Below are 25254 nucleotides of genomic sequence, written 5' to 3'. Positions count from 1 at the left end.
CGATCACGGTTGGCTGGGCATATGGAACAGCCTGCAAATAGAAACGGCGCCTGACGGCGCCATTTCTACAGCATCGGCCCGAAAACCGGAATCGGTTTTCGGAAAGCACGATGCGTCAATTCAATAACTTACAGCGTCCTTTGCGCGTCCGAATGGACGCACGGCGCTGTATCGTCCCTAAGAGGATGCTTTACTTGGTCTTGCGCTTGCGCCCCAAGCCCATCTTCTTCGCGAGTTGGGACCTGGCGACGGCGTAGTTCGGGGCAACCATCGGATAGCTCGGGTCAAGACCCCATTTCTCACGATATTGCTCCGGCGTCAGGCCGTAATGCGTCATGAGGTGCCGCTTGAGCGACTTGAACTTCTTGCCGTCTTCGAGGCAGATAATATAGTCGTCGTGAACCGAGCGCTTGGGGTTCACCGCAGGCTTTTGCTTTTCTGTTATCACCTGCTCCGTGGTCCGCGTGACCCTTCCCAGGGCCGCATGCACGTCCGCGATGAGGTTGGACAGCTCCGAAACCGGCACTGGATTGTTGCTTACATAGGCCGCGACGACATCCGCCGTGAGCTCCATAAGCACGTCATCATTCTTTGTGTTTTGCTCATCCATTTCCATATCTTTCCCCAGCATAAACGGTGCCCCACCCCCATTCCTATACATTCACCCTCCCTCGAACGATTAGTCTCTCAAATCTAATTCTCATTGGTAGTTTTGCGGATCGGCATATCGACCACTTATAAAAGAACGTCAACTCACAAACTTTTTCAGACAAAGGTTAGTTTTATAGCCTTAATACTTATCTCTCAATCAAGCCGATACGCTGCCACACAAATCGCTTCAGTGGCAAATAAGGCGCAATAATAATGATTTCAATGGGGAAAATTCCCCAACTTCAATCTGGACTGTAAAATGCTGGTTCGGGCAGAGATTCCAGTAGCTGTGGATTACGCCATAAGTGTGGAAAATGGATTCATTTGACAAAAAACTGATGAGGAGAATTTCCAGTCTATTTGGATCCTTTGGAAACCTTGGTTGCGCTCATATCATCATGGACCGAGCCAGACCAGAGGCGATATCCGGCCGCATAAGCGGCCTTGGCCAGTAGATGTGCCGAAATAGGAGCAGTCAAAAGAAAGAAGACCACGCCTGCAAGGGCGCGGGTCACAGTTGCGTGATCATCGGCATAAAGCGCAAGCGCGATAAGCATAACGCCCGATCCCAGGGTTCCCGCCTTGGAAGCCGCATGCATTCGCGTATAAAGGTCAGGGAGGCGCAAAATTCCGATCGAGGCAGCAAGCGCAAAGAAAGCGCCGATCAGTATGAGCGTTCCGACCAGTAGATTTTGGATAAGACCGATCATTCTGCCTTGTCCCTATAAATGCCGAGCGGATCGCGCGAGACAAACTCTTCTTCATACCGGCGGCTCATGACGAAACGCGCGAAGGCGACCGTTGCGAGAAAGCCCACAAGGCCCAGCGCAATGGCGATATCCAGATAGAGCGTATAACCGGTCTTGATCCCGATCACCGCGATGAAGCCGATCGCGATCGCGACCAGCATATCCAGCGCCACAACACGATCCGGTAGAGCAGGCCCGCGTAGAACGCGAACGACCGTCAAGAGGAAGGACAAGCTTAGGATGGCAAGAGCGGCAAGTTCCGCGAAAGCCAGATAGGCCTCACCCGTTATCATCGGAATGCCTCCTTGATCCGGTGTTCGAAACCCTGCGAGATGTCCCGGCGCAACTGCTCCACGTCGGAGCAATCCAACGCGTGAACGTAGAGCGTTTTGCGATCTTCCGAAACATCGACGGAAAGCGTGCCCGGCGTCAACGTAATGAGATTCGCCAACAGCGTGATCTCGAAATCGCGCTCTACGGTGAGCGGGTAGGAAAAGATGCCGGGCTTCAGGTCCATTTTCGGTGATAGCACCAGCTTTGCTACCTTCCAGGCTGAAAGAACGAGTTCATAAAGAAACAGCCATCCCAGTGAGATAAGCTTGGCGGTGCGTCGGAAATAGCCGAGAGAGCCCACCTGCTCCCGGATGAGATAGAGCGCAAACCCACCCAGCAGAAAACCGAATATCATATTGGCGAGCGAGAAAGATCCGCTGACCGCCATCCACGCGAATGCCAGGATGACATTGATGAGAAAGAGCTTCATGGCCGCTGTCCCCCCGGAAACACGGCGTCGATATAAAGAGAACCATCGAGGAGACCACGGGCCGCATTCTCGGCGATATCGATGACCGGCTGCGGATAAAGCCCCATGAATATCACAGCGACGGCGAGGACACCCAATGTGACATAGCCGAACATCGGCGAGGTTTTCTCGACAAGCGCCTCACCCTCATGCTGCCGCCAGATGGTGAGGATGAAGACCCGACCGAGCGCCACGGTCGTGAGGAAGCCCGATAATAGGACGGCAAAGGCCAACCAGCCCTGCCCTGCATCAAGGGAGGCTTGCACCAGCAGGATCTTCGGCCAAAGTCCCGAAGCCGGCGGCAATCCTGCAGAAGCGAGCATCAGGAGCAGCGCAAAGGCTGCAATCATGGGGTGAGCCGCGTAAAGGCCCGACAGCGACCGCAGCGAATAGCTCCCCCCAAGCCCCTTCATCGTGCCGGCAAGCAGGTAGAGGGCTGCCGTCACGATCATGGAGTGGAATGTATAGAAGATGCTTCCTGCAAGCCCCTCGCCCGAGCCGAGCGCCAGCCCCACCAGTATGTTGCCCACGCTGGAAATGACGAGGAAACCCAAAGCGCGTCTGATGTCCGTTTGCGCCAGCGCACCCAGCACGCCAAGGATCATGGTCGCCGCAGCCACCCATGCGATGACACCCGACAAAATCGCCCGTTCGAGCGGGAAGAGCATCACCACGACGCGCAGCAAGGCGTAGACGCCGATCTTCGTCAGGATGGCGCCGAAGAGCGCGGCCGTCACGATGCGCGGCGTATGATAGGAAGCGGGAAGCCAGAAATTGACCGGGAATGCCGCCGCCTTCATGCCGAATGCCAGCAGGAAGAAAACGGCGAGCGTGATCAGTGGCGCGCCCTCCCGGACGTTCCCGGCCTTGACCGCGATATCGGCCATGTTGAGCGTGCCGAATACGCCGTAAAGCAGAGCCGTTGCCGTCAGGAACAAGGTGGTCCCGATCAGGTTGAGGATGGCGTATTTGGTAGCGCCGTCGAGCTGCCTGTGCTCCGAACCAAGGATAAGGAGCCCGAAGGACGAGATGAGGAAGACCTCGAACCAGACATATAGATTGAAGATGTCGCCGGTGAGGAAGGATCCGCTCACCCCGGCCATCATCAGCATGAGGAAGGGATAAAAGCCGTAGCGCCGCCCAAGGGTGCCGATGTCCGAAATCGAATAGAGCGCGCAGATGAGCGCCACCAGCGTGGCCGTAAGTGCAAGCGAGGCGCCGAGCACATCGGCCGTGAAGGAGATGCCAAAGGGCGGCAGCCACCGCCCCATTGTCATCACCACGGGCCCTGCGTCCAGGATCCGCGACAGGAGAAGCACGTTCGAGATCAGCATGGCTGCCAAGCCGACGATCGCTACGCCTGCCTGGATCTTTGTTTCGTGCCGAAACATCAGCAGCACTGCGCCAACGATGATCGGGATCACCACTGGCGCGACGACGAGCCAATCGGCAAGGCTTGGCGCGGCCAGCACCATGGCGCGCGAGAGATCGAGAGTTTCGCTTCCAGGCACGGCCATCCCGTTCAGTACCCCAATGGTGGGAGTTCTTCGCCTTTGGGCTCGGCGACACGCATGCCGTCCGTGTCATCCGTGCCGAGTTCTTGATAGGTGCGAAAAGCAAGAACGAGCAGGAAGGCGAAGAAGGAAAAGGAAATCACGATTGCGGTCAGGATCAGCGCCTGCGGCAGCGGGTTGGCGGTGATTCCGGGCGGTACCGTCACCCCTTCCGGGATGATGGGAGGAACTTCGCGCACGACCCGGCCGGTCGTGAAGATCGTGAGGTTCACGGCATTGCCGAAGATGGCCACACCCAGCAGGATGCGTATGATATGCTTCGAGAGCATCAGATAAATCGAGACGGCGAAGAAGATCCCAACCGTCACCGCGAGAATGGCCTCCATCAGACATCCTCCCTTTCCTCGAGCGTCAGCGCGATCGAGGTGATCGATCCGACCACCACAAGGTAGACGCCGATGTCGAATGCCATGACCGTGGAGAGATCCACCGGAACTCCCAGTACGTCGACCGTCGTCCAGATGCCGGTGAGGAACGGAACCTGCTGGAACAGGGAGAGGATACCGGAACTCGCCGAGAGCAGCAGACCGAAGCCGGAAATCGCCATCGGATGGAAGTAAAGCGCCCGCCGCACGGATGGAACGCCGCAGGCGATGCCATAGATCGCGAAGGCGGAAGCAGCGATTAGCCCCCCGATGAAGCCACCGCCCGGCTCGTTGTGCCCACGCAACAGCACAAAGATGGAGAAAAGCACCATCAGGCTTGCGAGATAGGGAGCGGTGGTCCGAAAGATCAGCGTACGCATCTCAAGCGTCCTTATTGGCCGCAGGCTTGCCGGCGCGTATGCGCACGAGCGCCAGAATGGCAAGCCCCGTCACCATGACCACCGTGATCTCGCCCAAAGTATCGAGCCCGCGGAAATCCACGATGATGACGTTCACGATATTGCGGCCATGGGCGATCACCCGCGAATTTGCGGCGAAGAAATCGCTAAGCGCTGCGTCGAAGGGCACTTGGCTGACCCGCAGGAGAAGCAGCCCCAGTGCAACGCCGCAGAGAACCGCAACGGAGCAGTCGAGCATCTTCTGACCGAGCGGCCGGTGGTCCGCAGGCGAAAGCCGCAGTCTAGTCATTACGAGTGCAAGGATCACGACCGACAGTGTTTCGACCATGAACTGGGTGAAGGAGAGATCCGGCGCGCCGAGCAACATGAAAAGAAGCGCCACGGCGAAACCCTGGATGCCCAGGGAAACGATCGCCGTAAGGCGGTTTCGCGCATAGATCACCGCGCCGAGGCCGATAAAGGCAATGGCGAGCACCGTCCATTCGTAAAAATAGAGAGAAGCGAAGGTCGGCATGGCAGGCAGTTCGTTGAAGCCGATCATCGGCACGAGCAGTGCGACCGCCAATGCAAGAAATGTCGCCGTCATGTAAAAGTCGAGGCGACCGTTCTGGATAATGCCCGTGACGATGGCCGCGATCCGAACGACGCCGCGGTAGAGCTGGTCGAAGCCCCTATCGGGTCCCCAGCCGATCGCCGTGAGCACCGCTGCCATCACGTTACGCCCTCTGCCGATCGCGAGATAAAAGACCAACCCAAGCGCGATCGTGACCAAGGAGAGAAACAGCGGCAATCCGAAATGCGGGACCACAGAGATCGACACGGATACCTGCTCTCCGGCCACGGCGCTCGCCATGGGACTTGAGAGGAATTGATGGCTGAGGGACGAAAGCAGCGCGGTCAGGAGTCCGGCCAGGGAAAGCACCGCCGGGCCGATCCACAGGAGAGCGGGCCCTTCGTGCGGAGGCCTGGGCGTCTCGACCCGATCCCCCAGGAATGGTTTCAGGGCGACTGCAAAGCCTATGGTGAACATCAGCGCATTGCCGACGATCGCAACCGCCGTCAGAAGTGCGGCCCATGTGCCGTCGACAAGCCCCGCATAAATCTCTTCCTTGGCCAGGACCCCGAAGGTGGGCGGCAGACCGCCCATCGAGAACGCCGCAAGCACTGCCGCGCCAAAGGTGACCGGCATTGCGCGACCGATGCCGCCAAGCTGGGTTATGTCGCGCGTTCCGGTCTCGTGGTCGATGATGCCTGCGACCATGAACAGCGCGCCTTTGAACATGGAGTGCGCGATCAGGTAGAGCACAGCTGCGGCTATCGCGATCTCCGAGCCGAACCCTGTCAGCATGACGAGCAGCCCGAGCGAGGCCACCGTCGTATAGGCCAGCATCAGTTTCAAATCCGTCTGGCGCAGGGCAAGCAATGTGCCGACGATCAGCGTGGTCCCGCCGAAGATCGGCAGAACGGTCTCCCAGATAGGCGTCCCGCCAATCACCGGGTTGAGTCTCATGAGCAGGTAGACGCCTGCCTTCACCATGGTGGCTGAATGAAGATAGGCGGAAACCGGCGTGGGCGCTTCCATGGCATTCGGCAACCAGAAATGCAGCGGAAACTGCGCCGATTTGGTGAAGGCGCCGCCAAGCACCAAAAGCAGCACCGCCAGATAAAGCGGCGCCTGCCTCAGCGTATCCCCGGTCGAAAGCAGCATGGAAAGCGAGTGGACGCCGGTGACTTGCGCGATAAGAATGAGCCCGGCCAGGAGCGCCAGCCCGCCTCCTCCTGTCACCACGAGCGCTTGAAGCGCGGCGCGCCGCGCGGCCTCGCGCTTATGATCGAAGCCGATCAGCAGAAAGGAGGCGATCGATGTCAGTTCCCAGAAAACGAACAGCATCAGGAAGGAGTCGGCAGCAACCAATCCCTGCATCGCCCCCATGAACATGAGAATGAAGGAGAAGAAGCGGCCCTGTTGCGGATGACCCTTCAAATAGCCGCCGGAATAGAGCACGATCAGAATGCCGATGCCGGAAATAAGAAGAATGAAGGTGAGCGAGAGGCCGTCCAGATACCAGGAAAAATCGAGGTTCAGGCTCTCCACCCACGGGTATCCGCCGGCGACCGCCTGTCCCTGCGAGACCAGCTCCAGGAAGCCCGCGAAATGAAAAAAGAGGAAGGCGGGAATGAGCGCCAGCACCCAAGCGGCATTGTGCTTTAGAACGCGTGTAAGGAGCGGAGCGACCGCGGCACCGAGGAAAGGCAAGATGAGAGCAAGGAAAGTCAGCCACTGCCCTTCTGCTGCCATCGGTTCCTCTTTGCTCAGAATGCCCCTAAAGAGGTGAATGCATTACCATTCCCTCAAACACAACGTCGTCACATAGACGTTCATTTCCACGCGGGCAAGGCGAGTGCGGCAATCCGTTGGGATATTCACGGGTTGTATAGCCTGCTGGTATCGCACTCCAAAAAGAGTTTCACCTCACCTACATAACGGTGCAAACGGAGCATGATCATGACGGGCGAAACGCGTACGAAAATTCAGAAATCGGACGAAGAATGGCGCAAGGAACTTACGCCGGAGCAATATCATGTCACGCGCGAACACGGGACGGAGCGCGCTTTTACCGGACCCTATTGGGATAACAAGCGCCAAGGTCTTTATCGCTGCGTAGCCTGCGGCCGGCCTCTTTTCTCGTCGGAAACCAAATATGATTCCGGTACCGGATGGCCGAGCTTTTACGCACCGGCGGACACGGATGCGGTCACCCTGCACAAGGACAATTCCTTTTTGATGACCCGAGTGGAGGTGCGCTGTGCGGATTGCGATTCGCATCTGGGCCACCTCTTCGATGACGGACCGGCGCCCACGGGCCTGCGTTACTGCATGAATGGAACCGCCTTGAAATTCGAAGAACAGTAGACGGCAAGCCAGTCTCGTCCCCGGCTAGCGGGCAGTACCGCTGGCCGGGTTTAACACTCAATCTCGTAAAACATAGTTTCTCGGGGTTGACCCCCGAGCCAAATTTCGTTTCGCCGCTAATTAATCTATGACTTTCAGGAGTTCTTGCCATGGCTTCCCATAGCTCTTTCCCGTCCTTCGAAGCGCCGCGCGCCGAGAAGCGGCCCGCCTCCGACACACGGCATGGATACACCCGGACCGACGAATATGGCTGGCTTAGGGCAGAGAACTGGCAGGAAGTGCTGAGAGATTCCTCATCGCTTGCGTCGGATATCCGCGCGCATCTGGAAGCCGAGAACGCTTACCAGGAAGGGATGATGGCGGACACCAAGGAGCTGCAGCAGCTTCTCTTCGCGGAGATGAAGGGCCGCATCAAGGAAGACGAGAGTTCCGTGCCGATGAAGGATGGTCCTTTTGCCTACGGAACTGCTTACAGGCAAGGCGGCGAGCATCCACGTTTCTTCCGCACCGAGCGCGAAGGAGGGTCCGAGGAGGTACTCCTGGACGGCGACGCGGAGGCTGAAGGCACGGCATATTTCCACATCGGCGGCGTGGGCCACTCCCCTGACCATCGCTATCTCCTTTGGAGCATCGACGACAAAGGCTCGGAGTATTTCACGTTGCGCCTGCGCGACCTCGAGACCAAAACCGATCTGGAGGATCATGTCGAGGGCACGAATGGCTCCGGAACGTTCACGGCCGACTCCAGCGGCTTCTATTACGCCCGCCTGGACGACAATCACCGGCCTTCGAAGATTTTCTATCACGCAATCGGCCAGGATTCCGGGGAAGATCGGCTTGTCTATGAGGAAACGGATCCCGGCTTCTTCATGCATGTCTTCGGCAGCCGGCTGGACGACTGGATCTTCATCTCGATCCACGACCACGAAACGAGCGAATATCGCATCCTGCCCGCCAACGATCCCGATGCAGAGCCTCGCCTCATTGCGCCGCGCGAGCCCGGCATCCGCTACGATTTCGAACCCGCGGGCGAGGAGTTCTTCATCCTTACCAACCGGGACGGGGCGAAGGATTTCAAGATCATGACCGCCCCGGCGGCCGATCCTTCTCCGGCCAATTGGCGCGAAGTCGTTCCCCACGAGCCCGGCCGGCTCATCATGTCCTTCATTGCTTTCAAGGATTTCCTCGTCAGGCTCGAACGCAAGGACGGCCTGCCCCGGATCGTCGTACGCGAGCGCAAATCCGGAGAAGAACATGTGATCGCATTCGAGGAGGAGGCCTACTCCCTGGGCCTCTACGGCTCGTATGAATACGACACGGATGTCTTCCGCTTCTCCTATTCCTCGATGACCACGCCGGCGCAGGAATTCGATTACGACATGCGCACCCGCGAGCGCGACCTCCTCAAGACCCAGGAAGTGCCTTCCGGCCACAATCCGGAAGACTACGTTACGCGCAGGCTCATGGCGACCGCGCCGGATGGCGAGCAGGTGCCTATTTCCCTCGTCCACCGCCGCGGTCTCCCACTCGACGGCTCGGCTCCCTGCTTTCTCAACGGCTACGGCGCCTACGGCATCACCATCAGCGCCTCGTTCCGTACAAATTGCCTGTCATTGGTTGATCGCGGCTTCGTATATGCCATCGCCCATATCCGTGGCGGAAAGGACAAGGGCTTCGCCTGGTACGAAGATGGCAAGCGCGAGAAGAAAACCAACACTTTCACCGATTTCATCGCCTGCGCCCGCCATCTCGTTTCGCTCGGCTACACGAGCCACGATCGACTGGTTGCCGAAGGCGGCTCGGCGGGTGGCATGCTGATCGGGGCCGTCGCCAACCTGGCGCCACAGGATTTTCGTGCGCTTGTTGCGGCCGTGCCCTTCGTCGATGTGCTCAACACCATGCTTGACGATACGCTTCCCCTGACACCGCCAGAATGGCCGGAATGGGGAAACCCGATAACCAGCAAGCAGGACTACGAGACGATCGCCGCCTACTCGCCCTACGACAATGTGCGTCCTCAGCCATATCCGGCCATTCTTGCCCTCGCAGGCCTGACGGACCCGCGCGTGACATACTGGGAGCCCGCGAAATGGGTCGCACGGCTGCGTGATTACAATACGAGCGAGAATCCCGTTCTGCTGCGGGTGAATATGGAAGCCGGCCATGCCGGCGCTTCAGGACGCTTTTCCCAACTGGAAGAAACGGCGCTGAGCTACGCCTTCATGCTGAAGGCGGTCGGTTTCACCGAGTAGCCGGTTGAAAAGCGCCGCGGCTTTGAAACATTCAGGCGTCAATGCCCCGGTCAACCGAGGCTCCATGCCCTGCCCGCGACGAACAGAACGCTGGCATATTTTACCCCACCAAAAAGAAAAACCCGGCGCGAGGCCGGGTCTTTCCGTGATTGTATTGGGCCCTCAGCCGCGCGCCTTCTCGTAGAGTTCCAGGACGTAGTCCCAGTTCACGAGATTGTCCACGAAGGCTTCCAGATACTTCTGCCGGCCATTGCGATAATCGATGTAATAGGAGTGCTCCCAAACATCGACGCCCAGGATCGGGGTGCCGCCATGCACGAGCGGATTTTCCCCGTTCGGCGTCTTCATGATCTGGAGCTTGCCGTCCTTGAAGGCAACCCAGGCCCAGCCCGAGCCGAACTGCGTCATGCCGGCCTGCACGAAATCGGCGCGGAATTTGTCATAACCGCCGAGATCGCTGTCGACGGCGCTCTGCAAGGCGCCCGGAAGGCTCTTGCCGCCGCCGTCCTTCTTCATCCATTTCCAGAAATGAACGTGATTGAAGTGCTGGCCGGCATTGTTGAAGAGGGGCTGATTCTTGCCATAGGACTGCTTGACGATCTCCTCCAACGAGAGATTGTCGAGTCCCGCTTCAGCGGCCAGCTTATTGCCGGTATCCACATAAGCTTTGTGATGCTTATCGTGATGGAACTCCAGGGTTTCCCTCGACATATAAGGCTGCAGAGCCTCATAGTCGTACGGCAGGTCCGGCAGTTCAAAGGCCATGTTCGTCTCCCTCAGAAAGTGGTTGAAATCCACGAACCGCAGATGGGGTGGGCAGCCCGTTTTGGCAACCGTTCCCTGATGATCTCTTAACAGGTGATCGGATTCGCGTCGAACGAACTTAACCCTCCATTTAGACAATCATCACCCTCTTGGCCACTCATCCCTGCTTGCCGCTTGACGAGGTTCACAAGCGGACCAAATTCATATGTGGAACGTCCGGGAAACGGCCTTCAGGCTTTTGAAAGCATTTCTCGGAATTCTTGCATGGCCGGCGCAGCAAGAGTGCCGATGCGGGATACCAATGCGATTTTCAGCCTTTGTCTTTGATGCTTACGGCACACTTTTCGACGTGCATTCAGCCGTTCGCCGATATGCGGGAGAAATCGGTCCGGAAGGGCAGATCCTTTCGGACGTCTGGCGCGCCAAGCAGCTCGAATATTCCTGGGTCGGCACGCTCATGGGCGACTATGCCGACTTCTGGGCGATGACGGAGCGCGCGCTCGATTTCGCCTTCCGAAAGGTTCCCTCGGTAGATCCCGCTCTGAAATCCAAGCTCCTCGAAGCCTATTGGCACCTCGACTGCTATCCCGAGGTACCGCTTGTGCTGTCCGCGTTGAAAGCGTCAGGCGCACGGCTCTGCGTCCTTTCCAATGGGTCACCTGCCATGCTCGAGTCGGCGCTGCGCTCCTCCGCGCTCGGCACGGTCGTGGACGACGTCTTTTCCGCCGATATGGTCCGCAAGTTCAAGACGCATCCGAGCGTCTACGAGCTGGTCACCACGGCGCTCCGCGTCTATCCCGACGCCATCTCGTTCCAGTCGGCCAACCGCTGGGACGTGGCGGGCGCCACCCGCTTCGGGTTTCGCACCGTGTGGATCAACCGAAGCGATCAGCCGGATGAATATCGCGATCATCCGCCGCAATTCATCCTGCCCTCGCTTGAGGGCTTGCTTACGACGCGATGACCGAAACGTGAGCAAGAGTGCGTTGCAGAATTGCAATAGGCGGCGAACAATAACGTCATAATCGAGTTTCCAGCTTGCTTCCGAGACGACAAGGTTGGATTTGCACGCCCATGAATTCCCCGGTTATCCGAGTATTAGCCGACCGTTTGTGTCCTCCTGCATCGCTTGCGCGTTCCCTCCCGAGATCCTGAGCCATGTCCTCAATTGATGAATCTTCCCGCACATTTTCCCGCCGCAGCTTTCTGACGGCCACTTTGGTTGGCGCCGCATCCCTCTCGGGCTGCGTGAACGTGCCCTCTGCGCCTCCCGTCGTATCCTTCAGGCCCACTCCTCCTCCCCCGCCAGCTTTCGAGCCGCGCCCGACATCGGAGATGTATGGCGCGATGGCGGACAGCGGTTACCAGATCCCGGCCGTCCCGGTCTCGAAAATGGATCCCCGCTATCTCCGGCAGGAGGTTGCCGATCCCACGGGTGAGGCGCCGGGCAGCATCGTCATCGATACCTCTCAGCATTTTCTCTATCTGGTGCGGGGCGGCGGTCGTGCCCTGCGTTATGGCGTGGGACTAGGCCGTGAGGGCTTCGCCTGGGCTGGCCGTGCCCAGATCGAGCGCAAGGCCATGTGGCCGAAATGGCATCCACCGGCAGAGATGATCCAGCGCCAGCCGGAGCTGGAGAAATACAAGACCGAGTACGACAAGGCGACCGGCGAGTGGCGCGGCGGCATGGAGCCGGGCATCATGAACCCGCTCGGCGCACGCGCGCTCTATCTCTACCAGGATGGCAAGGATACGCTCTATCGCATCCATGGCTCGCCCGAATGGTGGTCGATCGGCAAGTCCGTCTCGTCCGGCTGCGTGCGCATGATCAATCAGGATGTGATCGATCTTTACGACCGTGTCCCCGACGGCACACCGGTTCTGGTGACGAACGGCCTCAGGACGGTCTGAACCGTTCCGACTGGCCTAGTCCCGCCGGTTTTGTAACCACACCGCTCCTGCACCATCACCTCTCCTCTTTGCGGGAGAGGTGATTACCGGCAGCCGCGCTGCCCAAATCGCTGCTTTCGCGGGATGTCACCGCTTTCTCGTCAAGCTCCCCAGAACCCCGCGGATGATCTCACGGCCAAGCGCGGTCCCCACCGAGCGCACAACGGATTTGATCGCCGCCTCAGTCACCGTCTGCCGGCGATAGGAGCTGCGTCCGGAGCTTTTCCGGCCGGTTGATGTCCGGCTCCCGCCAAAGTCGGGCAGCGTCCACCCGCCGCCCGATTGCGGCTCCTCTTCCTGCTGAGCCTCGGCCGCTTTGGCCTGCGCTCGTTTCTGCAGGATCTCGAAAGCGGATTCGCGGTCGACCGCCTTGTCATACTGGCCGGCAACCGGGCTTCCCTGAATGGCCGACTGACGCTCGGCATCAGTGATCGGTCCCATGCGCGAAGATGGCGGCCGGATCAGCGTCCGCTGCACGACCGAGGGGATGCCCTTCTGCTCCAGGGTGGAAACCAGGGCCTCTCCGACACCGAGCTGCGTGATCGTCTCGAAAGAATCGAATTCGGGATTGGGGCGGAAGGTATCGGCCGCCGTTTTCACCGCCTTCTGCTCGCGCGGCGTGTAGGCGCGAAGCGCGTGCTGGACACGGTTGCCGAGCTGGGCGAGCACGGTCTCGGGCACGTCGAGCGGATTTTGCGTGACGAAATAAACGCCGACGCCTTTCGAGCGGATGAGCCGGACCACCTGCTCCACCCGATCGACGAGCGCCTTCGGCGCCTCGTCGAAGAGAAGATGGGCCTCGTCAAAGAAGAAGACGAGCTTGGGCTTGTCCGGGTCGCCCACCTCCGGCAATTCCTCGAACAGCTCCGACAGAAGCCAAAGCAGGAAGGTGGAGTAGAGGCGCGGATTCATCATCAGCTTGTCGGCGGCAAGCACACTCACAATTCCCCGCCCGTCACGCGTGGTGCGCATCAGGTCGGCGATTTGAAGCGCCGGCTCGCCAAAGAAATGATCGCCTCCCTGCTGCTCCAAAATGAGCAGCGACCGTTGGATCGCGCCGACCGACTGCTTGTTGACATTCCCGTATCGCGCGGAGATTTCATCCGCCCGCTCGGCGATATTGGTGAGCAGCGCCTGAAGATCCTTCAGATCCAGCAGAAGAAGTCCTTCCTCGTCGGCGATGCGGAAAGCGATGTTGAGGACGCCCTCCTGCGCCTCCGTGAGGTTCATGAGCCGGGAGAGAAGCAAGGGGCCCATTTCGGAAATCGTGGCGCGGATCGGATGACCCTTTTCGCCGAAGATGTCCCAGAAGATCACGGGGCAGCCCTCGAAGGTATAGGGGTCGAGCTTCACCTCCTCGGCGCGCTTGAGAAGAAAATCCTTCTGCTCGCCGGGCATTGCGATGCCGGAGAGGTCGCCCTTCACGTCGGCACAGAAGACAGGCACGCCCGCATCGGAAAAGCCTTGGGCCAGGACCTGAAGCGTTACTGTTTTCCCGGTGCCCGTGGCTCCGGTGACGAGCCCGTGCCGATTGGCATATCCAAGGAGAAGCTGTTCCGGCCGCTGATAGCTGTCGTCCTTGTGCCGGCTCGCACCGATGAAAATGCTGTCCTGATCCGCCATCTCACTCCCTCGTATGCAGAGTCGGCATGCTCGTTCCCCGGTATAGCCAGCACGGTTTCATCCCACAACGCATTCTTGCTTGATGTCTCTCGGATTGGTTACCCGGCTCCCACGCAAAGGTGCATTGCAGCAGGCCGCGCATCATCCTAAACTCTCCTTTAGAATGCGAGGAGAAACGATGGATCGGTCGGTCCTTACAAATGCAGACTTTCCGTCTGTCGATCGCCGGCAGTGGCTCGAGCTTGTCGCCAAGTCGCTGGGTAAGGATACGGATTATTCTTCCCTGATCCGCCACACGGACGATCAGTTGCCCATCGAGCCGCTTTACGAGCGCGCCGCCGGCGGCTCCGCTCTGACGCGCGTTGATCCCGTCTCCACATGGAAGCTGATCCAGCGCTTGGACGATCCGGATCCCGCGCGTGCCAACGCCCAGGCCAGGGAGGATCTCGCACAAGGCGCTACCGGCCTTTCCATCATCTTCGCCGGCGCCCCGAATGCGTTCCGTTACGGCCTGCCCGCCACGCCGGAAGCGCTCGAAACCGCGCTCGACGGTCTGCCCCTGCAAGACGTTCACCTTAGAATCGACGTGCATCCCCAAAGCAGGGCTTCCGTCGACTGGCTCGTGGACGTTCTGAAGAAGAACAAGGCGGACGTCCAGCGGCTCAGCCTTTCCTTCGGCATCGATCCCGCATCGCTCTTTGCCGGAACGGGCTGGCTTCGTATGTCGATCGAGGCGCTCGAGGCGTCCATGCCGCAGTCGCTGGCGGGTTATTTCGCCCTTTCCTTGCCCGGTATCCTGCTCGAAGCCGATGGCCGCGTGTTCCATAATGCCGGCGCGACGGAGGCGCAGGAACTCGGCATCATGCTCGCTTCTGCCGTGTCCCACCTCAGGATGTTCGAGGAGGCGCGCCAGCCGCTGGTCTACGCCGTCCCGCATATCGGCTTTGCGGTGAGTGTCGATCAGGACCAGTTCCTGTCCACCGCAAAGATCAGGGCTTTGCGGAAACTTTGGACGAGGATGCTGGAAGCCTGTGCGATCGACCCGGCCCCGGTAACGATCCACGCCGAAACCTCCTACCGTATGATGACGGCGCGCGATCCCGAAACGAACATCCTGCGCACCACCATCGCCGCATTTGCCGCAGCCACGGGTGGCGCCGATTCCATCTCTGTCCTGCCCCATACCATCACCCATGGGTTGCCCGACGGGTTTGCACGCCGACTTGCCCGCAATGGGCAACTCATCCTTGCCGGTGAGAGCCGCCTTGATTTCGTGGCCGATCCGGCCGCCGGCTCGGGAGCCGTCGAATCGCTGACCGACGGCCTCTGTGAAAGGGCTTGGGAGGAGTTCCGCCAGATCGAGAGAGAAGGTGGCGTGCTCAGGAGCCTGGCGGCGGGGCACATCCAAAGGCGTGTAGCTGCGGCGCGGGCAAAGCGTCTTGCCGAGTTCCGCAAGGGCACCCGCAACATAGTCGGCACCACGCTATACAGGCTGGGGCAGGAACGCACCTTCACCACCCTGCCGGCTGAGCGTCAGCCGGTCCCGAACGATGGAGCCGTCGCCTGCGTTCCTCTCGCGGCATCTCGCATGGATGAGGGTCTCGGAGAGCCTGCATGATCCCCGATTTTTCCGCGATGGCCTGGTCGCCGCCGGCCAAGACGGATAGGGAACGACCACAGGATCGTTGGGCTACTCCCGAAGGCATTTCGATCCGCCGGGCTTATGGCGAAGCCGATATCAGGAACCTGCCTTATCTGGACGCCTATCCAGGCTTCGCTCCGTTCATCCGCGGGCCTTACCCCACGATGTATGTCCAACGGCCCTGGACCATCCGCCAATATGCCGGCTTCTCGACAGCTGAGGAGTCGAATGCATTCTACCGGCGCAATCTCCAGGCAGGTCAGAAAGGCCTTTCCATTGCCTTCGACCTTGCCACGCACCGCGGCTATGACAGCGATCACCCACGGGTCGCAGGGGATGTCGGCATGGCAGGGGTCGCAATCGATTCCATCCTGGACATGCGCCAGCTCTTCGACGGCATACCGCTCGATCAAATGACCGTCTCCATGACGATGAACGGCGCCGTACTGCCGATCATGGCGCTCTACATCGTGGCGGCGGAGGAACAGGGCGTCGCCCAGAAAGACCTCGCCGGAACCATCCAGAACGACATCCTCAAGGAGTTCATGGTCCGCAATACCTATATCTACCCGCCCAAGCCCTCGATGCGGATCATCTCCGACATCTTCGCCTACACGGCGCAGCACATGCCGAAGTTCAACTCGATCTCGATCTCCGGCTATCACATGCAGGAGGCGGGAGCGACGGCGGATCTGGAGCTCGCCTATACCATCGCCGACGGCATCGAATATGCGCGTTCGGGCATCGCTGCGGGCCTCGATATCGACCAATTTGCCCCCAGATTGTCGTTCTTCTGGGCCATCGGCATGAATTTCTTCATGGAAGTGGCGAAGATGCGGGCGGCTCGCCTCATCTGGGCTGCGCTTGTGAAGAAGAATTTTTCTCCAAAAGACCCGCGCTCATTGGCGCTCAGGACGCATTGCCAGACTTCCGGTTGGTCCTTGGCTGCACAGGATCCCTACAACAATATCGTGCGCACCATGGTCGAGGCGATGGCGGCCACCCAGGGCCATACGCAATCGCTGCATACCAATTCCTTCGACGAGGCGCTGGCCCTGCCGACGGACCACTCTGCCCGGATCGCGCGCAATACCCAGCTCGTGCTCCAGATCGAATCTGGTACCACCCGTACCATCGATCCCTGGGGCGGCTCCTTCTTCGTCGAACGCCTTACTCACGACCTTGCCGCCCGCGCCCTGTCGCATATCGAGGAGGTGGAGAGCTTGGGCGGTATGGCTGCGGCCATCGAGAAGGGCGTACCGAAACTGCGCGTGGAGGAGGCGGCGGCCCGCACGCAGGCGCGCATCGATTCCGGCGAGCAACCCGTGATTGGCGTCAACCAGTTCCGACCGGAGGAAGACATCCAGGTCGATGTGCTCAAGGTGGACAATGCCGAAGTGCGGGCACGCCAACTCTCGAAACTGCAGCAACTCAAGGGGACGCGTGACGTCGCAAAAGTCGAATCGGCGCTGGCCGACCTGACGAAGGCTGCCGAACAGGGCGGCAATCTGCTTGACTTTGCCATCCGCGCTGCGCGGGCGCAGGCCACTGTGGGCGAGATCTCCCTCGCCCTCGAGAAGGTGTTCGGCCGTCACGTGGCCGAGATACGCACAATCTCAGGCGTCTATCGAAAGGAGATAGGCGAAAACAATGCTGTGGCGCAGGCAGAGCACAAGGTTGCCGCCTTCCGCGAGAAGACTGGAGGGGCGCCACGCATCCTGATTGCGAAAATTGGTCAGGACGGCCATGACCGCGGGCAAAAGGTGATCGCAACGGCCTTCAGCGATCTTGGTTTTGACGTTACGGTCGGCGCAATGTTCCAAACGCCCGAGGAAGTGGCAAAGCTCGCCGCCGAGAAGGATGTTCACGTCGTCGGGGTCTCATCTCTCGCCGCTGGACATCTTACGCTTATTCCGGGACTCAAGCAGGCGCTGGAACGTCTTGGCCGGGACGACATTCTTATCGTGGCGGGCGGCGTTATCCCACCTGACGATTTCGACGCAGTGCGAAAGGCAGGCGCGTCCGAGATCTTCCCCCCGGGCACCGTGATCGCCGAAGCGGCCGTGCGGCTGGTCGACCGATTGCTTGAACCGATCAGCAACCTTTCCGCCGCATAACCTCCGGGGGAATACTCCACCGGGCAATACGATGATCCAGGTCTATACCCTCGACGGAGATCGCCTCGAAGGCGCCGAATTGAAGCCGGGCGATAAGCTACCTCCCAAGACATTGTGGATCGACCTGCTCAATCCCACCGCCGACGAGGACAAGGCTGTGGAGCAGTGGATCGGCGCCTCGATCCCGACCGACAGGGACATGGTGGAAATCGAGGAGTCGAGCCGTTTCTATATGGAAGAGGGCGTGCAATACTTCACGACGCCTGTGCTGCACGCGACCGACAGCGAGCATCGCACCATCGCCCCCGTCTCCTTCGTGCTCGCCAACAAGCGGCTGGTCACCGTCCGCTATAGCGAGCCGAAAGCTTTTGCGATCTTCGTGGCTCGTACGACGAAGCCCGGCAACGGCCTGCTCGATCACCAATGCACCGGGGCATCGGTTTTGCTGGGCCTGATCGACACGATCACCGACCGGCTAGCCGACATCCTGGAGGGAGCCACGGAAGAGATCGAACGCGCGTCCAACTCCATCCTTCACCGGCATGCCGGTGAGCGGCCAATGAGCACCCGGGAATTCCGCCGCACACTGACCCGTATCGGCGGGCTGGGCGCCTTCCTGTCGAAAGTCCGCGAAAGTCTTTCCGGAATCAGCCGCCTGCTTGCCTATTTGAGGACGACGCTGGAGAATGGACAACCGCGCAAGGAACTGCGCGGCCGCTTGGATTCGCTGGAGCGAGACGTCCGCTCGCTCGAAAACTATCTCGATTTCCTGTCGAACAAGATCACCTTCCTGCTCGATACGATCGTCGGTCTGATCTCGGTCGAGCAGAACGCGATCATCAAGATCTTCTCCATTGCGTCGGTAGGCCTGATGCCACCCACGCTGATCGCCTCCATCTATGGCATGAACTTCCATTTCATGCCGGAACTCGGCGCCCCCTGGGGCTATCCCCTTGCGCTCTGCGCCATGGTGCTATCGGCCATCCTGCCCCTCTATTTTTTCTGGAGAAAAGGCTGGTTCTAAGCCGCCGCCATAGGCTAACCTGCCGCTCGGTTTGGCAAATCCGGAAGATGGCATAATGAAGATCGATGGGCGCTGCCACTGCGGCTATGTAAGCTATGAGGCCGAAATCGATCCGGAGCGGGTCACGGTCTGTCATTGCACCGATTGCCAGAAGCTTTCAGGTTCCCCTTATCGCGTGACGGTGGTGACGTCGCCGGACAATATCAGGATGACAGGCAATCCGCCCAAAGTCTATCTGAAGACGGCGGAGAGCGGGCGCACGCGACGGCAGTATTTCTGCCCTGAATGCGGCTCCCCCGTTTTCGTCTGTGGCGAGGATCCGGAAAAAACACTTTGGGGCATCCGGTGGGGCAGCATCAACCAGCGCCGGGACATCCGGCCGAAGCGTCAGATGTGGTGCCGCTCTTCCATCCCGTGGGCGGTAGACGGTCTCAAGGATCTGCCTGCGTTCGAGACCGACTGACGCCCTCGCCCGGGGCCGCCCTCAAACGGCAGCTGAATGCCGCGCGAAAATCATTGATCAATACAAGGTGACACTCGCCGGCGAGATCGATGAAGAGCTGACTGCGGCATTCTTCCGCGACCTCGCGGTAAGGTTTCGAGAGCTGTGGCTGTAGCCACGGCCGAGCGCACTATGCCTGTCGTGGAGCCCAGAATGCGCTCTTAGAGCGGCCCTTTGTGCAGCCCGCTACCCGGCCAGAGCTTCCGTCGGTCTGAGGCCGCCAACCTCGATCCCTCGCCAGTTCTTCAGGACGGGGCGGGCCATCGCCGCGAGGCTGGAGCGCAGCCGGTCGCCTTCGGGTAGAAGCTTTGCGAGCGTTTCGGCGATCATCACTTCAGAGGCCCGCGTGGCACCATCGTCGCATTTGATCGCTATGCCGAAGCCCAGTTCGGGAATGGCGGCGCAGAACACGCCTTCGGCGCCGGTCTTGGTGAATATGCGCCCCCTGCCCGCTTCCATCATGTCCGTATCGGCCCTTCCGGTGCCCGCCACGTAAAAGGGCTCCGCCATGCATGCTGCGAAAATGCGCCTGGCCGCAGCCGCGCGCTCCCGCGACAACCCGTTCCCGGTTGCCATGCGCGCGAAACCCAGGGCGAGGTTCCTGAGCGGAACGGCATAGGTCGGGATCGAGCAGCCATCCGTGCCGCAGACGTCGATGTCGTGTGTCGCGCCGGTCACTGATTCGAGCGCCTCGCGCACCATCTCCTGCATTCGGTGCCCTTGGGCCACATAGCCATGATGGTCGATGCCTCGATGCACACACGTGCAGAGGAAGCCGGCATGCTTGCCCGAACAGTTGTTGTGGAGTTGCGTAGGTGAGCCTCCGGAGCGGGCGAGTTCGACGGTGGCGCGGTGCGCCGTTGGCCAGTGGGCCCCGCATTCATATGCACTCTCGTCGAGACCGGCCTTGGCTAACATCTGCCGCGCCAGTTCCGTATGGTCCGGTTCGCCCGAATGCGACGCACAGGCAAGGGCGATTTCGCGATCGCTAAACCCAAAAGCGTCCGCAGCACCGCTCTCCAGCAGCGGCAGCGCCTGAATGGCTTTCACGGCCGAACGCGGGAACGTAGCCCGCTCGATATTGCCGATCTCCATGACCGATTTGCCATCTGCATCGACCACAGCCACCGCGCCACGATGCCGGCTTTCCACCAAGCCGCCACGCAGCACCTCAACCAGCACCGGATTATCCATCGTTTCACCAGATCAGAACCGAGTGCCGCGCCTTAAGGCACTATGATCTTGAAGATCAAGCGCGTTTTTTAGATTTCTCGCCGTTGATCATTCATCGGGCAACAGACCGGCGGCGGAAAAGCCGCCATCGATCACCAGGGTATGGCCGGTGATGGAGGCCGACTCAGGCGAGAGAAGATAGGCAACCGCCGCCGTCACCTCCCGCACGCTGACCGGACGGCCGAGAGGCGTGCGATCCAGCCACGGGCGCTGACGCTCGGCATCATGGATGAAAGGGGACGAGGACTCCATCAAGCCGATCGCGACGCAATTCACCCGCACGCTCCGGCTGCCCAGCTCCAGAGCCATTGCTTCCGTCATCATCTTGAGGCCCGCCTGCGAGGCGCCCAACGCGGCAGCGCCGCTGCTGGCGCGCAAGCCGGTGACCGAGATGAGATTGACGATCGAAAGCCCGTCCTCCATTCGCTCCAACGCCGCCTCCGCGGCGACAAAGGGCCCGACCAGATTGATTTCGAGAACCTCGCGCAGAAGTTCTGCGCTCATCTCCTCGAATGGCGCCTCCCGCCTGGCACATGCGGCATTCACCAGGGCAGAAAGGGGACCGAAGGAATCCACCACCTGATCAAAAGCCTCAGCGATCTCGTCCTCGTCCGTCACATCCGCCGCGAGGAAGATAGCCTCTTCGCCCCGTAGGAGGTCTTCGGCTTCAGCAAGTGCGGACGGATCGGCGTCTATGACGGCCACCTTCCACCCGTCATCCAGCAGCCGCTCGGCAACCGCCAGTCCCGCGCCGGCAGCTCCGCCGGTGACCACGGCAACCGGCATCATTTCCTCACCCCAGCACCGAGACGTCTCTCTGCCGTCATCTTCCCCTCCTTGGCGATCGGGGAACGATAGCACGTCGGGAGCTTGTGGTCGCGGGGGTGCGCCCTCGTTCTGCGCCAGGATCGCACTGTTGTTGATTGATCAGTCAATTAAATTTAAACTTCCGCGATGCCCAGGATCGGAATGGAACCGCTCCGCCGCCGCGCGCTCATCGATGCGGCAATCGATGCTATCGGAGAGCGCGGGTCCCTTGACGTCACCATGGCGGAGATCGCCGGCAGGGCCGGCGTGTCTCCTGCCCTCGCGCATCACTATTTTGGCGCCAAGGAAGATCTGATCTTCGCTAGCATGCGCCATGTCCTCATGGAGCTTGGTCGCGACCTCCGTAATGCAATCTCCGGGCTCTCCGGTCACGAACGCGTGCGCGCCATCATCCAGGTGAACTTTTCCGCAAAGCAGTTCCGGCCGGAAGTGATCGCCGCATGGCTCACCTTCTATGTGGAGGCCCAGCGCGCGTCATCGCTGCGGCGGCTGCTGCGCGTCTATGCGCGCCGGCTCCATTCGAACCTCGTCTTCGCTCTTAGGCCCCTCATGCCGGCATCGGAAGCGGAACGCACGGCCGAAGGTATCGCCGCGCTGATCGACGGGCTCTATATCCGCCGCGCGCTCAAGGACGGCCCTCCCGATCCGCAATCCGCCATCGCCCTGGTGGAAGACTATCTCTTCCTGCAGCTGCGAAGCAGCGGCGATGCGTGAGGCTGACTATATAATTGTCGGTGCGGGATCCGCCGGTTGCGCCCTCGCCTATCGGCTTTCCGAGAGCGGAGAGCATTCGGTCATTGTGATCGAATATGGCGGCAGCGATTTCGGGCCGCTCATTCAGATGCCGGCCGCTCTCTCCTTCCCTATGAATATGCGCCGTTACGATTGGGGTTTTCGCACCGAGCCCGAGCCACATCTCGGCGGCCGAGTGCTCGCCACCCCGCGCGGCAAGGTGATCGGCGGATCGTCTTCCATCAACGGCATGGTCTATGTGCGCGGACACGCGCGCGATTTCGACCATTGGGCCGAGATCGGCGCCGAGGGCTGGTCCTTCGCCGACGTGCTGCCCTACTTCAAGCGCATGGAGAACGTGAAGGGCGGCGAGGACGGCTGGCGCGGTACCGACGGCCCGCTCCATGTACAGCGCGGCACGCGGCTCAACCCGCTCTACCGGACCTTTATCGAAGCGGGCCGCGAGGCGGGATTCGAGATAACCGGGGACTATAACGGCTCGAAGCAGGAGGGGTTCGGGCCGATGGAGCAGACCATTCATATGGGGCGCCGCTGGTCGGCGGCGAATGCTTATCTGAAGCCGGCGCTCAAGCGCAAAAACGTGAGTCTCGTCAGGGGCTTTGCGCGGCGCGTTCGCATCGAGAATCAACGGGCAGACGGTGTCGAGGTCGAAGCTCACAATTCGATTCAGGTCATTAAAGCGCGACGTGAAGTGATCATAAGCGCCTCCTCGATCAATTCGCCCAAGCTGCTCATGCTTTCAGGCATAGGGCCTGCAGAAGAGTTGCGCCGGTTCGGCATCGAGGTGGTGGCGGACAGGCCGGGCGTCGGGCAGAACCTGCAGGACCATTTGGAGCTTTACATCCAGCAGGCCTGTCGCAAGCCCATCACGCTCCATTCCAGCCTGAACCTTTTTTCAAAGGCACTGATCGGCATAGAATGGCTGCTCTTCAAATCGGGGCTCGGCTCCACGAACCATTTCGAGGCGGCAGCTTTCGTGCGATCCGGCGCGGGCGTGGATTATCCCGACATCCAGTACCACTTCCTCCCCGCGGCAATCCGTTATGACGGCAGGGCTGTCGCCAAGGTGCACGGTTTCCAGGCCCATGTGGGGCCGATGCGGTCGAAATCGCGCGGCGTTGTCAGGCTGGCCTCGCCCGACCCTAAGGAGCCGCCGAGGATCCGCTTCAACTACATGTCCCACGAGGAGGATTGGGCCGACTTCCGGCGCTGTATAAGGCTTACCCGAGAGATCTTTGCACAACCTGTCTTCGCTCCCTATTGCGATCACGAGATCTCGCCGGGAAACCATATCCAGTCGGACGAGGCACTTGACGATTTCGTTCGCGAGCATGTGGAAACCGCATATCACCCCTGCGGCACCTGCCGAATGGGCGCCCGCGACGACCCTATGAGCGTCGTCGACCCAAACTTGAACGTTATCGGCGTGGAGGGGCTGAGGGTCGCCGACTCGTCGATCTTCCCGCGGATCACCAACGGCAATCTCAACGCTCCCACCATTATGGTGGGCGAAAAGGCCGCCGATCATATTCTGGACAAACCGCTCCTGCCTCCCTCTAATCTGCAGCCATGGATCAATCCGCGGTGGCAGGATTCGGACCGGTAAGCTAGGAGGCAGGAATGCGCGCACAGCCAAAGGCCTCGCATTATATCAATGGCAGCTTCGTGGAGGACACGCAGGGCAGCCCGCTCGAAGTGCTTTATCCCGCAACCGCCGAAACCATCGCCCGGCTGCATCTGGCCACGCCCAACATCATAGAACTTGCCGTCGAATCGGCGCGCGAAGCGCAAGCCGCCTGGGCGCGCGTCAAACCGATGGAGCGCGGCCGCGTCCTGCGCAAGGCCGCCGAGATCCTGCGCGCCCGCAACGAGGAACTGGCGCGGCTCGAAACGCTGGACACCGGCAAGGCGCTGCGGGAAACACTGGTCGCCGACCCCGCCTCGGCGGCCGACGCGCTCGAATTCTTCGGCTGCGCCATAGCGGCCTACAATGGCGACCATATCGATCTTGGCGGCTCCTTCGGCTATACGAGGCGCGAGCCACTTGGCGTGTGTGTCGGCATCGGAGCCTGGAATTATCCGATCCAGATCGCGGCCTGGAAGGCCGCGCCGGCGCTTGCAGCCGGCAATGCCATGGTGTTCAAGCCCTCGGAAAACACACCGCTTTCGGCGCTATCACTGGCGGAAATCCTCACCGAGGCCGGACTGCCGGACGGGCTCTTCAACGTGATCCAGGGTGACGGCAAAACAGGTGCCGCGCTCGCGAGCCATCCCGGCATCGCAAAAATCTCGCTGACAGGCTCCGTCGCAACCGGCAGACAAGTGCTGGCACTCGCAGGCGCGAATATGAAGCATGCGACTATGGAACTGGGCGGCAAGTCGCCGCTCATCGTCTTCGACGACGCGGACGTGGAAAATGCCGTCGGCGGAGCAATGCTCGGCAATTTCTATTCAGCCGGCCAGATCTGCTCCAACGGCACGCGCGTATTCGTGCAGAAGGGCATCCAGGGTCAATTCCTCCGCCGGCTCACGGAGCGCACGCGCGCGATACGCTTGGGGGATCCGCTTGACCCGGATACGCGTCTTGGCCCACTCATCTCCGCCTCCCAACGCGAGCGCGTGATGTCCTATATCGAGATTGGGCGCGAAGAAGGTGCAAGGCTCCATTATGGAGGCACAGCCCCTCGCCTGCAGGGGTTCGAGAGCGGCTTTTTCGTTGAACCAACGATTTTCACCGAAGTCCACGACGGCATGCGAATCGCGCGCGAGGAGATCTTCGGGCCGGTCATGTGCGTATTCACATTCGAGACGGAAGACGAGGTGATCGCCCGCGCCAATGACACGGAATTCGGCCTCGCCGCCGGTGTCTTCACGCGCGACCTTTCGCGCGCACACCGCGTGGTCGCAGAATTGCAGGCGGGTACCTGCTGGATCAACAATTACAATCTGACGCCGATCGAGCTTCCTTTTGGAGGCATGAAGAATTCGGGAATCGGGAGGGAGAACGCCCTTGCGGCACTCGACCAATATTCACAGATCAAGTCGGTCTATGTGGAGACCGGCGACGTTGCGAGTCCCTATTGATCGCGAT

Annotated in this window: 23 protein-coding genes; 11 read left to right on the top strand and 12 right to left on the bottom strand. The window is 60.3% G+C overall.

Annotated features, from left to right (window positions below; translation table 11 throughout):
* Positions 1–190: 190 nt before the first annotated feature.
* From CHEJ32_RS0107600 to CHEJ32_RS0107565, 8 genes are all read right to left on the bottom strand, one after another.
* The gene (locus CHEJ32_RS0107600) at positions 191–610 is read right to left on the bottom strand and encodes a MucR family transcriptional regulator (protein ID WP_371179792.1); all 420 of its coding nucleotides are present in this window, start codon (positions 608–610) and stop codon (positions 191–193) included.
* A gap of 397 nt (positions 611–1007) precedes the next feature.
* Positions 1008–1361 (bottom strand): monovalent cation/H(+) antiporter subunit G, encoded by a 354-nt coding sequence (mnhG, locus tag CHEJ32_RS0107595; protein WP_028033327.1) that lies wholly within the window; start codon positions 1359–1361, stop codon positions 1008–1010.
* Entirely contained in the window at positions 1358–1693 is a 336-nt protein-coding gene (locus CHEJ32_RS0107590) for a cation:proton antiporter (RefSeq protein WP_028033326.1), read from the bottom strand. Before CHEJ32_RS0107590 ends, mnhG begins: the two co-directional genes overlap by 4 nt.
* A complete protein-coding gene (locus CHEJ32_RS0107585) occupies positions 1690–2163 on the bottom strand; it encodes a Na+/H+ antiporter subunit E (protein ID WP_028033325.1) in 474 nt (157 codons plus the stop codon). The genes CHEJ32_RS0107590 and CHEJ32_RS0107585 overlap by 4 nt, the downstream gene beginning before the upstream one ends.
* Positions 2160–3719, bottom strand: coding sequence for a Na+/H+ antiporter subunit D (locus tag CHEJ32_RS0107580; protein ID WP_028033324.1), 1560 nt, complete (start codon positions 3717–3719; stop codon positions 2160–2162). Before CHEJ32_RS0107580 ends, CHEJ32_RS0107585 begins: the two co-directional genes overlap by 4 nt.
* A gap of 5 nt (positions 3720–3724) precedes the next feature.
* A complete protein-coding gene (locus CHEJ32_RS0107575; protein WP_028033323.1) occupies positions 3725–4102 on the bottom strand; it encodes a Na+/H+ antiporter subunit C in 378 nt (125 codons plus the stop codon).
* Positions 4102–4521, bottom strand: coding sequence for a Na+/H+ antiporter subunit B (locus tag CHEJ32_RS0107570; RefSeq protein ID WP_028033322.1), 420 nt, complete (start codon positions 4519–4521; stop codon positions 4102–4104). Before CHEJ32_RS0107570 ends, CHEJ32_RS0107575 begins: the two co-directional genes overlap by 1 nt.
* Position 4522: 1 nt before the next feature.
* Positions 4523–6859, bottom strand: coding sequence for a putative monovalent cation/H+ antiporter subunit A (locus tag CHEJ32_RS0107565; RefSeq protein WP_028033321.1), 2337 nt, complete (start codon positions 6857–6859; stop codon positions 4523–4525).
* 207 nt (positions 6860–7066) lie between these two features.
* Here CHEJ32_RS0107565 and msrB point away from each other — a divergent pair, with 207 nt between their 5' ends.
* Complete coding sequence (gene msrB, locus CHEJ32_RS0107560; RefSeq protein ID WP_028033320.1) at positions 7067–7474, top strand: peptide-methionine (R)-S-oxide reductase MsrB; 408 nt, start codon at positions 7067–7069, stop codon at positions 7472–7474.
* 149 nt (positions 7475–7623) lie between these two features.
* A complete protein-coding gene (locus CHEJ32_RS0107555; RefSeq protein ID WP_028033319.1) occupies positions 7624–9726 on the top strand; it encodes a S9 family peptidase in 2103 nt (700 codons plus the stop codon).
* Between the two features lie 162 nt (positions 9727–9888).
* On the opposite strand, the gene CHEJ32_RS0107550 is transcribed toward CHEJ32_RS0107555, so the two are convergent.
* Entirely contained in the window at positions 9889–10491 is a 603-nt protein-coding gene (locus tag CHEJ32_RS0107550) for a superoxide dismutase (RefSeq protein WP_028033318.1), read from the bottom strand.
* 301 nt (positions 10492–10792) lie between these two features.
* Here CHEJ32_RS0107550 and CHEJ32_RS0107545 point away from each other — a divergent pair, with 301 nt between their 5' ends.
* Both CHEJ32_RS0107545 and CHEJ32_RS0107540 read left to right on the top strand, forming a co-directional pair.
* Positions 10793–11455: a haloacid dehalogenase type II gene (locus tag CHEJ32_RS0107545; RefSeq protein WP_028033317.1), complete on the top strand. Its 663-nt coding sequence runs from the start codon at positions 10793–10795 to the stop codon at positions 11453–11455.
* A 194-nt stretch (positions 11456–11649) separates the two neighbouring features.
* On the top strand, positions 11650–12402 hold the full coding sequence (locus tag CHEJ32_RS0107540; RefSeq protein WP_028033316.1) for a L,D-transpeptidase: 753 nt from the start codon (positions 11650–11652) through the stop codon (positions 12400–12402).
* A 126-nt stretch (positions 12403–12528) separates the two neighbouring features.
* Here CHEJ32_RS0107540 and CHEJ32_RS0107535 read toward each other — a convergent pair whose 3' ends face one another.
* Positions 12529–14064: a helicase HerA-like C-terminal domain-containing protein gene (locus CHEJ32_RS0107535; protein WP_028033315.1), complete on the bottom strand. Its 1536-nt coding sequence runs from the start codon at positions 14062–14064 to the stop codon at positions 12529–12531.
* 178 nt (positions 14065–14242) lie between these two features.
* Here CHEJ32_RS0107535 and CHEJ32_RS0107530 point away from each other — a divergent pair, with 178 nt between their 5' ends.
* Genes CHEJ32_RS0107530 through CHEJ32_RS0107515 form a run of 4 tightly spaced genes read left to right on the top strand, consistent with a single transcriptional unit; the run spans position 14243 to position 19310 of the window.
* Positions 14243–15682, top strand: coding sequence for a methylmalonyl-CoA mutase family protein (locus tag CHEJ32_RS0107530; RefSeq protein ID WP_028033314.1), 1440 nt, complete (start codon positions 14243–14245; stop codon positions 15680–15682).
* Complete coding sequence (scpA, locus tag CHEJ32_RS0107525; protein WP_028033313.1) at positions 15679–17823, top strand: methylmalonyl-CoA mutase; 2145 nt, start codon at positions 15679–15681, stop codon at positions 17821–17823. Before CHEJ32_RS0107530 ends, scpA begins: the two co-directional genes overlap by 4 nt.
* A gap of 31 nt (positions 17824–17854) precedes the next feature.
* Positions 17855–18847 (top strand): magnesium transporter CorA family protein, encoded by a 993-nt coding sequence (locus CHEJ32_RS0107520; RefSeq protein WP_028033312.1) that lies wholly within the window; start codon positions 17855–17857, stop codon positions 18845–18847.
* A 55-nt stretch (positions 18848–18902) separates the two neighbouring features.
* On the top strand, positions 18903–19310 hold the full coding sequence (locus CHEJ32_RS0107515) for a GFA family protein (RefSeq protein WP_028033311.1): 408 nt from the start codon (positions 18903–18905) through the stop codon (positions 19308–19310).
* 225 nt (positions 19311–19535) lie between these two features.
* Here the strand turns inward: CHEJ32_RS0107515 and CHEJ32_RS0107510 are convergent, their stop codons facing one another.
* Positions 19536–20543 (bottom strand): asparaginase, encoded by a 1008-nt coding sequence (locus CHEJ32_RS0107510; RefSeq protein WP_028033310.1) that lies wholly within the window; start codon positions 20541–20543, stop codon positions 19536–19538.
* Positions 20544–20630: 87 nt separating this feature from the next.
* Complete coding sequence (locus tag CHEJ32_RS0107505) at positions 20631–21371, bottom strand: SDR family NAD(P)-dependent oxidoreductase (protein WP_028033309.1); 741 nt, start codon at positions 21369–21371, stop codon at positions 20631–20633.
* Between the two features lie 165 nt (positions 21372–21536).
* Between CHEJ32_RS0107505 and betI the strand changes: the two genes are divergently transcribed.
* The 3 genes from betI to betB are packed head-to-tail and all read left to right on the top strand — an operon-like array spanning position 21537 to position 25247.
* Entirely contained in the window at positions 21537–22124 is a 588-nt protein-coding gene (gene betI, locus CHEJ32_RS0107500) for a transcriptional regulator BetI (protein ID WP_028033308.1), read from the top strand.
* The gene (betA, locus tag CHEJ32_RS0107495) at positions 22117–23769 is read left to right on the top strand and encodes a choline dehydrogenase (RefSeq protein WP_028033307.1); all 1653 of its coding nucleotides are present in this window, start codon (positions 22117–22119) and stop codon (positions 23767–23769) included. The genes betI and betA overlap by 8 nt, the downstream gene beginning before the upstream one ends.
* 14 nt (positions 23770–23783) lie before the next feature.
* Positions 23784–25247, top strand: coding sequence for a betaine-aldehyde dehydrogenase (betB, locus tag CHEJ32_RS0107490; protein WP_028033306.1), 1464 nt, complete (start codon positions 23784–23786; stop codon positions 25245–25247).
* Positions 25248–25254 lie beyond the last annotated feature (7 nt).

The sequence above is a fragment of the Chelativorans sp. J32 genome (assembly GCF_000518985.1).
In the GTDB taxonomy this organism is placed as follows: Bacteria; Pseudomonadota; Alphaproteobacteria; order Rhizobiales; family Rhizobiaceae; genus Chelativorans.
The sequence above is the reverse complement of the archived record's forward strand: the minus strand, read 5'-3'. Positions and strand labels throughout refer to the sequence as shown.

Coding starts and splice junctions, on each gene's coding strand:
- CHEJ32_RS0107535 (WP_028033315.1), bottom strand. CDS start 14,064: ATGGCGGATCAGGACAGCATTTTCATCGGTGCGAGCCGGCACAAGGAC.
- CHEJ32_RS0107600 (WP_371179792.1), bottom strand. CDS start 610: ATGGATGAGCAAAACACAAAGAATGATGACGTGCTTATGGAGCTCACG.
- CHEJ32_RS0107590 (WP_028033326.1), bottom strand. CDS start 1,693: ATGATAACGGGTGAGGCCTATCTGGCTTTCGCGGAACTTGCCGCTCTT.
- CHEJ32_RS0107570 (WP_028033322.1), bottom strand. CDS start 4,521: ATGCGTACGCTGATCTTTCGGACCACCGCTCCCTATCTCGCAAGCCTG.
- CHEJ32_RS0107530 (WP_028033314.1), top strand. CDS start 14,243: ATGGATCGGTCGGTCCTTACAAATGCAGACTTTCCGTCTGTCGATCGC.
- CHEJ32_RS0107555 (WP_028033319.1), top strand. CDS start 7,624: ATGGCTTCCCATAGCTCTTTCCCGTCCTTCGAAGCGCCGCGCGCCGAG.
- msrB (WP_028033320.1), top strand. CDS start 7,067: ATGACGGGCGAAACGCGTACGAAAATTCAGAAATCGGACGAAGAATGG.
- CHEJ32_RS0107510 (WP_028033310.1), bottom strand. CDS start 20,543: ATGGATAATCCGGTGCTGGTTGAGGTGCTGCGTGGCGGCTTGGTGGAA.
- CHEJ32_RS0107565 (WP_028033321.1), bottom strand. CDS start 6,859: ATGGCAGCAGAAGGGCAGTGGCTGACTTTCCTTGCTCTCATCTTGCCT.
- scpA (WP_028033313.1), top strand. CDS start 15,679: ATGATCCCCGATTTTTCCGCGATGGCCTGGTCGCCGCCGGCCAAGACG.
- mnhG (WP_028033327.1), bottom strand. CDS start 1,361: ATGATCGGTCTTATCCAAAATCTACTGGTCGGAACGCTCATACTGATC.
- CHEJ32_RS0107580 (WP_028033324.1), bottom strand. CDS start 3,719: ATGGCCGTGCCTGGAAGCGAAACTCTCGATCTCTCGCGCGCCATGGTG.
- betI (WP_028033308.1), top strand. CDS start 21,537: ATGCCCAGGATCGGAATGGAACCGCTCCGCCGCCGCGCGCTCATCGAT.
- betB (WP_028033306.1), top strand. CDS start 23,784: ATGCGCGCACAGCCAAAGGCCTCGCATTATATCAATGGCAGCTTCGTG.
- CHEJ32_RS0107540 (WP_028033316.1), top strand. CDS start 11,650: ATGTCCTCAATTGATGAATCTTCCCGCACATTTTCCCGCCGCAGCTTT.
- CHEJ32_RS0107545 (WP_028033317.1), top strand. CDS start 10,793: ATGCGATTTTCAGCCTTTGTCTTTGATGCTTACGGCACACTTTTCGAC.
- CHEJ32_RS0107520 (WP_028033312.1), top strand. CDS start 17,855: ATGATCCAGGTCTATACCCTCGACGGAGATCGCCTCGAAGGCGCCGAA.
- CHEJ32_RS0107505 (WP_028033309.1), bottom strand. CDS start 21,371: ATGATGCCGGTTGCCGTGGTCACCGGCGGAGCTGCCGGCGCGGGACTG.
- CHEJ32_RS0107550 (WP_028033318.1), bottom strand. CDS start 10,491: ATGGCCTTTGAACTGCCGGACCTGCCGTACGACTATGAGGCTCTGCAG.
- CHEJ32_RS0107585 (WP_028033325.1), bottom strand. CDS start 2,163: ATGAAGCTCTTTCTCATCAATGTCATCCTGGCATTCGCGTGGATGGCG.
- betA (WP_028033307.1), top strand. CDS start 22,117: ATGCGTGAGGCTGACTATATAATTGTCGGTGCGGGATCCGCCGGTTGC.
- CHEJ32_RS0107575 (WP_028033323.1), bottom strand. CDS start 4,102: ATGGAGGCCATTCTCGCGGTGACGGTTGGGATCTTCTTCGCCGTCTCG.
- CHEJ32_RS0107515 (WP_028033311.1), top strand. CDS start 18,903: ATGAAGATCGATGGGCGCTGCCACTGCGGCTATGTAAGCTATGAGGCC.